The organism is Chitinophaga sp. HK235, from assembly GCF_018255755.1.
In the GTDB taxonomy this organism is placed as follows: Bacteria; Bacteroidota; Bacteroidia; order Chitinophagales; family Chitinophagaceae; genus Chitinophaga.
In genome coordinates this window covers 4,818,959-4,830,937 of sequence record NZ_CP073766.1, presented here as the reverse complement: position 1 = coordinate 4,830,937, position 11,979 = coordinate 4,818,959, and the positions used below count along the sequence as shown (strand labels likewise).

General features: G+C 46.9%; 12 protein-coding genes. All 12 read left to right on the top strand.

What is annotated here, in order from left to right:
* The first annotated feature begins 23 nt into the window (after positions 1 to 23).
* The 12 genes from KD145_RS17840 to KD145_RS17785 all read left to right on the top strand — a co-directional run bounded on the left by KD145_RS17840 (position 24) and on the right by KD145_RS17785 (position 11,878).
* A complete protein-coding gene (locus tag KD145_RS17840) occupies positions 24 to 683 on the top strand; it encodes a CBS domain-containing protein (protein WP_212000408.1) in 660 nt (219 codons plus the stop codon).
* A gap of 103 nt (positions 684 to 786) precedes the next feature.
* On the top strand, positions 787 to 2,220 hold the full coding sequence (locus KD145_RS17835; protein ID WP_212000406.1) for a POTRA domain-containing protein: 1,434 nt from the start codon (positions 787 to 789) through the stop codon (positions 2,218 to 2,220).
* Positions 2,221 to 2,277: 57 nt separating this feature from the next.
* Positions 2,278 to 3,168 (top strand): NAD kinase, encoded by an 891-nt coding sequence (locus KD145_RS17830; RefSeq protein ID WP_212000404.1) that lies wholly within the window; start codon positions 2,278 to 2,280, stop codon positions 3,166 to 3,168.
* 167 nt (positions 3,169 to 3,335) lie between these two features.
* Positions 3,336 to 4,202 carry a DUF6089 family protein gene (locus KD145_RS17825; protein WP_212000402.1) on the top strand — a complete coding sequence of 289 codons (867 nt, stop codon included), beginning with the start codon at positions 3,336 to 3,338 and terminating at the stop codon, positions 4,200 to 4,202.
* Positions 4,203 to 4,426: 224 nt separating this feature from the next.
* Positions 4,427 to 5,188, top strand: coding sequence for an isoprenyl transferase (locus tag KD145_RS17820; RefSeq protein WP_113616356.1), 762 nt, complete (start codon positions 4,427 to 4,429; stop codon positions 5,186 to 5,188).
* The gene (locus KD145_RS17815) at positions 5,169 to 7,928 is read left to right on the top strand and encodes an outer membrane protein assembly factor (protein ID WP_212000401.1); all 2,760 of its coding nucleotides are present in this window, start codon (positions 5,169 to 5,171) and stop codon (positions 7,926 to 7,928) included. The genes KD145_RS17820 and KD145_RS17815 overlap by 20 nt, the downstream gene beginning before the upstream one ends.
* A 68-nt stretch (positions 7,929 to 7,996) precedes the next feature.
* Positions 7,997 to 8,512: an OmpH family outer membrane protein gene (locus KD145_RS17810; protein WP_212000398.1), complete on the top strand. Its 516-nt coding sequence runs from the start codon at positions 7,997 to 7,999 to the stop codon at positions 8,510 to 8,512.
* A 56-nt stretch (positions 8,513 to 8,568) separates the two neighbouring features.
* On the top strand, positions 8,569 to 9,078 hold the full coding sequence (locus KD145_RS17805; RefSeq protein ID WP_212000397.1) for an OmpH family outer membrane protein: 510 nt from the start codon (positions 8,569 to 8,571) through the stop codon (positions 9,076 to 9,078).
* 188 nt (positions 9,079 to 9,266) lie between these two features.
* The gene (rpmH, locus tag KD145_RS17800) at positions 9,267 to 9,422 is read left to right on the top strand and encodes a 50S ribosomal protein L34 (RefSeq protein WP_012788729.1); all 156 of its coding nucleotides are present in this window, start codon (positions 9,267 to 9,269) and stop codon (positions 9,420 to 9,422) included.
* 12 nt (positions 9,423 to 9,434) lie between these two features.
* Positions 9,435 to 9,833 carry a ribonuclease P protein component gene (locus KD145_RS17795; RefSeq protein ID WP_308219048.1) on the top strand — a complete coding sequence of 133 codons (399 nt, stop codon included), beginning with the start codon at positions 9,435 to 9,437 and terminating at the stop codon, positions 9,831 to 9,833.
* 93 nt (positions 9,834 to 9,926) lie between these two features.
* The gene (gene yidD, locus KD145_RS17790; protein ID WP_256441220.1) at positions 9,927 to 10,151 is read left to right on the top strand and encodes a membrane protein insertion efficiency factor YidD; all 225 of its coding nucleotides are present in this window, start codon (positions 9,927 to 9,929) and stop codon (positions 10,149 to 10,151) included.
* 50 nt (positions 10,152 to 10,201) lie between these two features.
* Entirely contained in the window at positions 10,202 to 11,878 is a 1,677-nt protein-coding gene (locus KD145_RS17785) for a S41 family peptidase (RefSeq protein WP_212000395.1), read from the top strand.
* Positions 11,879 to 11,979 lie beyond the last annotated feature (101 nt).

Below are 11,979 nucleotides of genomic sequence, written 5' to 3'. Positions count from 1 at the left end.
TTATTGTGTAAGAATACACGAAAATGACTGCCAGAGAACTCATATCCACCGTGCCAATCCTGCAACCTTCGGATGCAGGAACTAAAGCATTGCGTCTGATGAATGAATATCATCTTACGCAACTGCCTATGGTAGTGGATAATAAGTATGTGGCACTGGTAGAGGAAGATCAGATTATGGACCTGGAAGAGCCGGAACTGCTGCTGGAATCCCTGCAGTACAACGGAGCCAGCCGTACTGCCATTCAGGAAGGTGCCCACCTTTTTGAAGCGCTGAAGCTGTTCCATGAATTCAAACTGTGTGCCCTGCCGGTCGTGACCAAGGAGAACGAATACCTGGGCATTATCACCAAAGATAACCTGCTGGCTGCCCTGGCCCAATTCAACGGAGCAAAGGAAGCCGGTGGCATCCTGGCCCTGGAAATGGATCCCCGCGACTATAGTCTCAGCGAAATAGCCCGCATTGCGGAGTCCAACGACGTGATCCTGCTCAGCGTAAATACGATTACCGATCCTTCCGGTAAGCTGGAAGTGCTGCTCAAAACCAACCGCCAGGAACTCCACTCACTGGTGGCCACTTACGAGCGCTTTAATTATACTATCAAATACATCTACTCCGAAGAACAGGAAGAAGACCTGGTCAAAAAGAACTACGATTTGTTGATGAATTATATCAGCATGTAACTCCTCCCCGGTTAATTTTTTTATGTTGTTAGGGTTGTTTATCTTCCATGATAACGACACACATTTAATGTAACTTTAGCAATCTAAATCAGAGATAGCCTACATGCTGAGATGCTGTTATTACTTGCTGGGATACTTATGCCTGCTCGGCATAGTATTACCTGGCGCGGCGAAAAGCCGGATGGAAGAAGGGGGAAGGGCTGCAGCGCTGGCACAGGATTCCGGCTACCTGGTCGTTCGCAATATTATCATTATCGGTAATAAGAAAACCCGTACCTCCATCATACAACGTGAAATAAGCACGGTTCCGGGAGATACCATCTACCTCAACAATCTGGCGGAAACGCTGGAAGAACGCAGGAAACAGATCCTGAATACCTCCCTGTTCCTCAATGCCACCGCCAATGTCAAAAACTGGGACGGCAATAGCGCTGACCTGGTATTTGAAGTATGGGAGCGCTGGTACACCTTTGCATTTCCTATTTTCAAACTCGCCGACAGAAACTTCAACCAATGGTGGGTGGAGAAAGGACATAATTTTAATCGTGTCAATCTGGGTGTAAAAGGAACACAGGAAAACCTCACCGGACGTAATGATGGCCTGGATGCCACCCTGCAGTTCGGATATACCCAGAAGATAAGCCTGCAATATAACCTGCCTTATATCGATAAGGGCTTCCGTCATGGCCTGGGAGTTTTATTTTCATATAGCCGTAACCGTGAGGTTAACGATAGTACCAGCAACAATAAACAGCAGTTTTTCCGCAAGGATGAATTCCTGCGCCAGGTATATACGATTGGCATCCGTTACAGCTACCGTAAAGCCATCAATACCAGACACCAGGTATTTCTCTACTACAACTATGAGAAAGTAGCCGATTCGGTGGCCATCATCAACCCCAATTACCTGGGAAAAGGCCGTACCAGCGTACGGTTTTTAGACCTGGTCTACCGCGTTACCTATATCCGGGCAGATAGTTGGGTGTACCCGCTCAAGGGTGTCAGTATAATGGGAGAGGCGGCCAAGCGTGGTATCGGCCCACTAAGTGATATTGACGATATCCGGTTCCGGCTGAATGCAGCCCGGTTCTGGCAACTGCGGCCCAGGACTTTTCTGGCGCTGGGCATGCGGGGACAGGTGAAGTTTTCGGACGAACAGCCCTATATGAACCAGCAGGCGCTGGGGTATGCGGAAGATTACCTGCGGGGCCTCGAATATTACGTGGTTGACGGTACCAGTTTTGCTATCCTGAAGTCCACCCTGCGTCAGGAGATACTGGCCTTCAAACTGAAGCTGCCCATCGTCCCCAAAAAATTCAATACCGTACCTTTCCGCATATTCGCCAAAGCCTTTGCCGATGGGGGATATGCGTACAACAAGTTCCCTGGAAACAGTTTCCTCAACAACCGTTTCCTATATACTGGCGGCATCGGCCTTGATATTGTTTCTTTTTATGATACCTGTTTGCGTATAGAGTACAGCGTTAACCAGTTAGGGCAAAAAGGACTATTTTTACACACAAGTGTAGATATGTAGCAGGAACAGTGAACTACAGCGTACACGGTTTGTTGGATTACTTAAAGAAATGCACAAATGCAGGTTGCTCTCTATAGCCGGGGATTTATTACAGAAGATATTGCAAATATCCGCTTGTTGCTGGATGAATTGCAGCGTGCGGAGATCTCCGCTACCCTTTACGAACCTTTTTACCATACGCTGAAAGAATATATTTCTTTTAAGGAGGAACCTCCCTTGTTCTCCCGGGCAGAAGATCTGCCGGGGAATATTGAGTTTCTGATGAGCCTGGGTGGTGATGGTACTCTGTTGGATACCGTGTGTTATGTGCGGGATACCAATATTCCGGTGGTGGGAATTAATTTTGGCCGGCTGGGTTTTCTGGCCAGCATTGGCAAAGACGAGATCCATTCCCTGGTAAAGGCCCTGCTGGACCGTACCTATGTGGTAGATCAGCGTTCATTGATTCACCTGGATGCCAATGTGCCGTTGTTCGGAGATATCCCTTATGCACTGAATGAATTTACCATCCATAAAAAGGATACTTCCGCGATGGTAAAGATCCATACTTATCTGAACGGAGAGTTTCTCAATACTTACTGGGCTGATGGGCTGATCGTTTCCACTCCAACCGGTTCTACCGGTTATTCGCTCAGCTGTGGAGGCCCGATCGTATTCCCGGATGCCAACAACTTTGTGATCACGCCGGTGGCGCCGCATAACCTCAATGTACGTCCGATTATTGTGCCTAATGAAAGTGTGATATCCTTTGAAGTGGAGGGCCGCAGCGATCAGTTTCTGTGTACACTCGACAGCCGTATGGAAACCATTGACAGCACTGTGCAGCTGGCTATTAAAAAAGAACGGTTTTCTCTCAGCCTGTTGCGACTGGATGAAAGTAATTTCCTGCATACCCTGCGTAATAAGCTGCTCTGGGGTATTGATGCCCGGAACAGGATTAAAGTGTGACGGGACATATTATTTGTAAAATATATTGCTACATTTACAAATATATTGCCTGCTGATTGCAAATGTTATTATGCCTTTGTGGAAACCGCTTGATAATGAAGCTGTTAGCATAATGATCAGTCATACATTAAATAAATCCGGCATTATTGCGTTTAAGTAACTGATTTATGCTGAAATCTTTTTTATATCCAAAAAACTTCGTGTTATCGTTACTGTTGGCAGCTGCTTGTCTGCTGACCAATAGGGTGGCGGCGCAAAATGAGCTGGAATATGTAGGGGAGCTGGGTTTGTCGATAGGAGGGGCGCATTATTTCGGGGACCTCAATACCAGAGGGGCTTTAAACGCAATGAAGCCAGCCGTGGGCGTATACTACCGGAAATACCTCAACGAATATGTGGGGGTGCGCGCTCATGCACGTTTTATGCAGTTGGGCTACTCCGACGTATATAATAAAAATGAATTTCAACATCGCAGAAACCTGAGCTTTAATACCAATTTGTTTGAGCTGGCGTTGCAGGGGGATTTTAACTTTTTTAAGTTTGAGCCGGGCACGCTGGACCACCGTTTTTCTCCTTATCTGACGGGTGGTGTCAGTATTTTCCACTTCAATCCTTACGCTTACCTGGACGGGAAAAAATACTTCCTGCAGCCGTTACGGACGGAGGGACAGGGATCTGCTCTGTATCCGGAACGTAAGCCATACAGCCTGGTATCTTACGCTTTCCTGATTGGAGGCGGTTTTAAGTATAATATTTCAAAAAAAGTGAATGTGGGCCTGGAAGCCCTATATCGTTTTACCCAGACAGATTATCTGGATGATGTCAGCGGCACTTACGCCGGGCCAATGGTTTTCCCGGCATTGGGAGACGGAAAGCCTTCTGTAGCTTCATTATTGCAGGACCGTTCTTATGTAACCGGTACGCCTATTGGGGTAGCCGGTCGGCAGCGTGGCAACAGCCGTGATAAAGACCAGTACCTGACCATCGAATTCACGATAAGTATCCTGTTTACTTCGTATAATTGTAAATTTTAAATTACGGTTAACTTACTTTTCTGCGGGTAGCCGTTTCTTGACTCCGGATGACCGGGTTATACCTCCGAAAATCCTTAGAATCCCCACTGGTATTGATTTCGCTGTTAAAACTACGTTAAAACAGAGGGCTGAGCTTTGCTAAAAAAGTCATTACTCTATTTTTGTATCTTTGCACACTTTTATTAGTAAATCTGTAATAATCTGATATAATACGCCTGACACAAATGAGCTTGAAGGATAAATTAGACTTACAACGGTTACCCCGCCACATCGCCATTATCATGGACGGTAACGGCCGTTGGGCTAAGGAGCGAGGACAAGACAGGCTGTATGGGCATCACGAAGGCGTAGAAAGTGTGCGCAATATCGTTGAAACCTGTGCAGAACTTGGAATAGGTTACCTTACCCTGTATGCCTTTTCTACCGAAAACTGGGACCGTCCGGTATATGAAGTAAATGGCATTATGGAACTGCTGGTTAACACCATCCGGAAAGAGGTAGGCACCCTATCCAAAAACAATATCAGGTTGAGTGTTATTGGCGATATGGAAATGTTGCCACCCCAATGCCGGCAGGAAATGGAAGAAGCGATAGCGCTTACCAGCCATAATACCGGCCTTAATCTTGTCATGGCCCTCAGCTATAGTGCCCGGTGGGAAATCGTGAATGCTGCCCAGAAAATAGCGCTGGATGTGAAAAAAGGGACCCTGGACCCGGCGACTGTTACGCCGGAGGTATGGGAAAAATATCTCTGTACTGCAGGACTGCCCGACCCGGAATTAATGATCCGTACCAGTGGAGAATGCCGGATCAGTAATTTCTTACTATATCAGCTGGCTTACGCGGAACTGTACTTTACAGATACCCGTTGGCCGGACTTCCGCAATGAACATCTTTACCAAGCCATCTTAAATTTTCAAACCAGAGAACGGCGCTTTGGCAAAACAAGCGAACAAATTCAGCAGAATGAAGAAATTATTTCCTAAGGGCCTTCTGGCTATAGCATTATGTTGCAGTGCTGGCATACGTGTATCCGCTCAACAGAAAGATACCGTCCCCCCTGTACAGCCTCCCGCTAATCCGCCGGTAGTTTCCCCGCTTAGCATGGGCGCTCCGCAACAGTACGAAATTGCCGATATCACCGTTGCTGGTACCCAATACCTGGATAAATCATTGCTGCTGTCGCTCTCCGGCCTCAGTGTAGGTGATAAGGTTGTATATCCGGGCGGTGACCAGTTCACCAAGGCTATCCAAAGCCTCTGGTCTCAGCGCCTGTTTGCTGATGTAACTATCTACGTTACCAAAATCGAAGACGGTAAGATCTGGCTTGAAATCGGTCTTATCGAAATGCCCCGTATCAGTAGCTTCTCCTTCAAAGGCATCAAAAAATCAGAAGCTGATGATATCACCACCAAATCCGGCCTGCGTAAAGGTACCGTGGTGACCCCCAGCATCAAACAAAACGTGATCGGTGTAGTACATAAATATTACGCAGACAAAGGTTTTGGTAATGCTACCGTAAAAATCGAAGAAAGAAAAGATACCGGCCAGGTAAACTCCATGGGCCTGGTGTTTTTTGTGGATAAAGGCCAAAAAGTCCGTATCGAAGACATCAACTTCGTAGGCAACTACAATATCGCGGACTCCAGACTCAAAAAGAAAATGAAGGGCACCAAGGAGCGTACCCGTATCACCCTGTATCCCAATACTCAAAGGGTATACGTAGACTCCCTGGCCAAACCGGATGACTTCTGGCAAACCTATGGTTATCTGCAGCCCACCCGCGCACTTGAAAAACTGGACCCCTACTTCCGCTTTAAACTCTTCAGCTCCGCCAAATTCAACGAAGGAAAATATATAGAGGACAAAGGAAAAATTGTGAGCTACTACAACTCCAAAGGTTATAGGGACGCCCTCATCCTGAAGGACACCACCTATAAATCCCCTTCCCAGAACCTCAATATCGATCTGGCTATCTCTGAAGGTAAAAAATACTACTTCGGCGACATTACCTGGAAAGGTAATACCCGCTACAGTGACTCCATACTGACCCGTATCCTGGGTATCAAAAAAGGAGACGTGTATAACCTGGAACTGCTGGAAAAAAGACTGGGTAAACAAATGTCCCAGGAAGGTGGTGACATCACCGGCTACTACATGGACTATGGTTACCTCTTCTTCCAGATAGACCCGGTGGAAATTGGCATCCGTGGCGATACCATCGACTACGAGATCCGTTTGCGTGAAGGTCCGCAGGCTACCATCAAGGAAGTACGTATTGCGGGCAACGAAAAAACCAACGAACACGTTATCCGTCGTGAACTCCGTACCATCCCCGGCGAAAAATTCAGCCGTGCAGACCTGATCCGTTCCAACCGTGAGATTGCCAACCTCGGCTTCTTCAACCCGGAAAAAATTGGTATGAACCCCGTGCCTAACGTGGCCGATGGTACTGTAGACATTGACTATACCGTGGAAGAAAAAGCCAACGACCAGCTGGAACTGTCTGCAGGATGGGGTGGTTATATCGGTCTGACCGGTACACTAGGTGTAACGTTCAACAACTTCTCCCTGCGTAACATCTTCCGCAAAGAGACCTGGGATCCGCTGCCCAGCGGCGATGGCCAGAAGCTCTCTGTACGTGTGTCCTCCAACGGTAAGGCTTATCGTTCCTACAACTTCTCCTTCACCGAGCCATGGCTGGGCGGAAAGAAAAGGAACCAGTTCTCCGTTAGCTTCTACAGCAGCTATCAGAACCCTTACGCCTACAGCAACTATTACCAGAACATTTATAACCAGAATACTACCACCACTGACGGTCACTTTAAAGTACTGGGTGCCTCCGTGTCGCTGGGTAAGCAGCTGAAATGGCCGGATGACTTCTTTACACTGATCTATTCCGTGAACTATCAGCAGTATAAACTGAAGAACTATAACTACTTCGGTATCGCGGGCTTTGATAACGGTACTTCCAACAACCTGAACCTGAAGTTCACGCTGGCCCGTTCTTCCGTAGACCAGCAGATCTTCCCGCGCAGTGGTTCCAACTTCATGCTGTCTGCACAGTATACGCCTCCTTACTCTCTGTTCAATCCACAGAAAGATTATACCAAGGAGCCAATTACTACGCAGTTCAAGTTTATCGAGTACCAGAAATACCGCTTCAACGCAGAATGGTATGTGCCGCTGAGCCGTCCGATGGGCAGCGACAACAAGACTTTTGTGTTGAAAGTGGCCGCCAAATTCGGTTATATCACCAGTTATAACAACCGTACCACACTGTCGCCGTTCGGTCGCTTTGAGTTGGGTGGTGATGGTCTGAGTAACTTTGCGATCTATGACCGTGATATCATCTCCCAGAGAGGTTATCCGGTATATTATACTTCCAATCCGAGTGTAAACCCGGAAAGTGGCCAGCCGGCAGATTACCGTGGTTTCACCGTTTTCAACAAATATGTGATGGAGCTGCGTTATCCGTTCAGCCTGAACCCCAGTTCCACCATCTTTGGTCTGGCGTTCGTAGAGGCAGCCAACGGTTACCGTGATATGAAAGAGTACAATCCTTTCCAGCTGCGTCGCTCTGCTGGTATCGGTATGCGCTTTTATCTGCCGATGTTTGGATTGCTTGGATTTGATTATGGTATAGGATTTGACCGTATCCAGCCTGGTGGAGGTCTGAAGGATGCGGCTAAGTTTACCTTTATGCTCGGCTTCGAACCAGAATAATTGCCAAATAAATTTATATATTGCAAAATCAACCGGGATTCCGGAGATGGCAAAAAAATACATGTAGCATGAAGAAATTATTTATTACAGCGGCCTTTATGGTGGCCATGGCAGGTGCAGCCAATGCACAACGCTATTGTGTGATAGATACCAAATATATCCTGGAGAGCATTCCTGAATACAAGGACTCCCAGAAAAAGCTGGATGCAGTGGCGGAACAATGGCAGAAAGAAATTGATGTCAAGTTCCAGGACGTAGATAAAATGTATAAGTCTTACCAGGCGGAGCAGGTGATGCTCACAGAAGAGCTGAAACGCAAGCGGGAAGATGAAATTGTGGCAAAGGAAAAAGAAGCCAAAGACCTGCAGAAAAAACGTTTCGGATATGAAGGTGATCTGTTCAAAAAGAGAGAAGAGCTGGTAAAGCCGATACAGGACAAGATCTACAATGCTATACAGAAGTTATCTGCCAGCAGAATGTATGATTTTGTACTGGATAAGTCCGGCGGTACCACTGTGATCTTTTCAGATCCCAAACTGGATAAGAGCGAGGAGATATTAAGAGCATTGGGCGTAAAGAAGTAATCTGTACCTATTTTTTAACTATAAGTATTTAAATTTTTTTAAACACAGACAACATCATGAAGAAGTACGTAATTATTGCTTTTGTGGCAGTTACCGGTTTGTTCAGCGTGAATGCAATGGCCCAGTCCAAAGTAGCTCATATCAATGCGCAGGCGCTCGTGGGAAGTATGCCGGAAGCTAAAAAAGCAGAAACTGACCTCCAGACATTTGCACAAGGCCTGGAAGCAGAAGGTAAAACAATGGTGGACGAGTACACTAAAAAAGTAAAGGAATTCGACGAGAAAGCGGCCAGCATGACCGAAAATATGAAAGAAATCAAAGGTCGTGAAATCCAGGACACACAGAAACGTATCCAGGACTACCGCGATCAGGCAGAACAGAAAGTACAGCAGAAACAACAGGAGCTGCTGAAACCTATCTACGATAAAGCTCGCAAAGCGATCGAAGACGTAGCTAAAGAAAAAGGTTACGGTTATGTAATCGACAGCTCTGCTGGCCTGCTGCTGGTTTCTCCTACTGCTGACGACCTGCTGCCAGCTGTAAAAGCCAAACTGGGTATTAAATAATTAACGTTTTTAATATTTAAAATGGAATGCGGTGTGAGCCGTATTCCATTTTTATATTTTATGGAAGGCGATATTTTGGGGATTTATTTTACTTTTTGAATTATTTCTGCTACCTTTGCCTTCCGTTTTAAAATTGTATCCCCGTATAGGGGCTTTTAGTATAGTACAGGTAAAAACATAAAAAAGAAATGAAACGTACTTTTCAACCGCATAACAGACGCAGAAAGAGCGTTCACGGCTTCAGAAAGAGAATGGAAACTGCCAACGGCCGTAAGGTACTGGCTTCCCGCAGAGCAAAAGGTCGTAAGAAGCTGACTGTTTCTGACGAACGTAAGCTGAAATAATCCGGTAGCTAAATACTATTTGCCATAAAAACTTATTCTTTTACAAAAGAAGAGAGGTTAAAGAGCAGAAAACTTATTGAAACGCTTTTTCGTGAAGGAAAAGCGTTTTCTGTTTTCCCGTTCCGTGTAATTTACCTGCCCGTTAAGGAGCTGCCGGTGAACAAATTCCCGGTGCAGGTAGGTTTTAGCGCCTCTACCCGCCGTTTCCCCCACGCGGTTGATCGTAACCGTATCAAACGCCTCTCCCGCGAAGCCTGGCGCCTGCAAAAGCAAGGGCTTTATGACCATCTGCATGCCGAATCCCGCCGGCTCGCCGTCTTCCTCGTATACACCGACAAAAAAATAGCGGATTTTTCTACCCTGCACCACAAAATTTCGGTAATTTTAGAGAAATTGAAGACTAGCTACTAGCCGCTGCTGTTAGCTTTTAGGGAATGCTGAGAAAGATTGTTTACTAAAAGCCGACACCTTAATGGCTGTACGCTCACCACTAAAAGCAATGCCATGATGAAGCGCTGGTTAAGTTACCCGTTTATCTTCCTGATAAAAATCTATCAGTGGTTGATATCTCCCCTGCTGGGCGCCAAATGCCGCTATACGCCCTCCTGTTCCCAATACGGGCTGGAAGCATTTAAAAAATATGGTGTCTTTAAAGGAGGCTATCTCACGATAAAACGTATCTTGTCTTGCCATCCCTGGGGTGGGCACGGTTATGATCCCGTACCCTGATAGTATCCTGTGGACCAACGATAACCATCATTCATCTTATACACTCTTGCATGCGTGCTTTTTTTAATAAAAGAAAAAAACTGGCAGCAGCACTGCTGTTACTGATCATCGCTGGCGGACTCTTTGCTTACAACGAAAGCGACCGCTACTTCCAGATTGCCAAAAACCTGGATATTTTCGCCGCTTTTTACCGGGAACTGAATACCTACTACGTAGATGACCTGCCCCCGGAAAAAGTGATGCATAAGGGCATAGAAGCTATTCTTGAGGAAACAGATCCCTTCACCGATTTTGTGACGGAAGAAAACCTGGACGACCTGAAATTTATGGCCACCGGCAAATACGGTGGGGTAGGTGCCTCCATCAATAAAAACGGAGAATGGACGGCCATCACCGACGTTTACGAGGGCAGCCCCATGGATAAAGCCGGTGTAAAACCCGGCGACATCATCGTTACCATGGATGGCAAATCTGTAAAGGATACCCCCCAGGAAGAAATCAGCAAACTGCTGAAAGGTGCTCCCGGGACCCACCTCGATATCCTGTTCCGTAACCCGGTTACCAGCGCGGAAACCTCCAAAAGAATCATCCGGGAGGAAATCAATGTAAAACCGGTTAGTTATTCCGGCATGGCCAGCAAAGAGATCGGTTATATCCGTATGGCGCAGTTCACTGAAAACAGTGGCGCCATGGTCCGCAGCGCCTTCCAGCAGCTGAAACAGAACAACCCCGCCATGAAAGGCGTTATCCTGGACCTGCGCGGCAACCCCGGCGGTTTGCTGGATGAGGCTGTGGTAGTGGCCAATATCTTCGTGGATAAAAACAAATTGATCGTCAGCACCAAAGGCAAAGTGAAGAACTGGGACCGTAATTACGAAACTGCCGATCTTCCGCTGGATACACATATCCCGCTGGCTGTCCTCACCAACCACTCTTCCGCTTCCGCTTCAGAAATCGTGGCAGGGGCCATTCAGGACCTCGACAGGGGCCTCGTTATAGGACAGCGCTCCTACGGGAAGGGGCTGGTGCAAACCACCCGCCAGCTGCCTTATAATACCAAACTGAAGGTGACTACCGCTAAGTACTATACGCCCAGCGGCCGCTGCATACAGGCTATCGACTACTCCCACCGCAACGAAGACGGTAGTGTAGACTATGTGCCCGATTCCCTGAAGAAAAAATTTACTACCCAGAACGGCCGTACGGTAAAAGACGGCGGCGGCATAGAACCGGATACCAGCGTGGCACCTACCTATATCAGCCAGGTAGCCGTAAGCCTGCTGCGTAAACAGTATATCTTTGATTATGCTACCTCTTACTACTACAGCCATCCTAAAATCGCGCCGGCAGCAAGCTTTACGCTGACAGACGAAGCATTCGCCGATTTTGAGCGTTACCTCGACAATAAAGACTACAGCTATAAAACACGGAGTGAAGACGCGCTGGAGAATTTCAAGAACACCGCGAAGAAGGAGAAATACTACGATGCCGTATCCAAAGAGCTGGAACAGCTGGAGCAGAAAATGAAACATGATAAGAAACAGGACCTGCTGAAGAACAAAACAGAGATCAGGCAGCTGCTGGAAGAAGAAATCACCAACCGCTATTATTCCCAGCATGGAAGGATTGCCAGGTCGCTGAGCTGGGACAGGGATGTAAATGCCGCCATCAGTATGCTGCGTGACCCTGTGAAGTATAAACAACTGTTATCGGCCGACCGGAAATAACCACATTAGCCGGACAATATAACTGCAAAGCCTGCTTCCCTTACCGGAGCAGGCTTTCGCGTTTTAAAAATTATGATTTCCCATTTATTGTTTTTATTTTA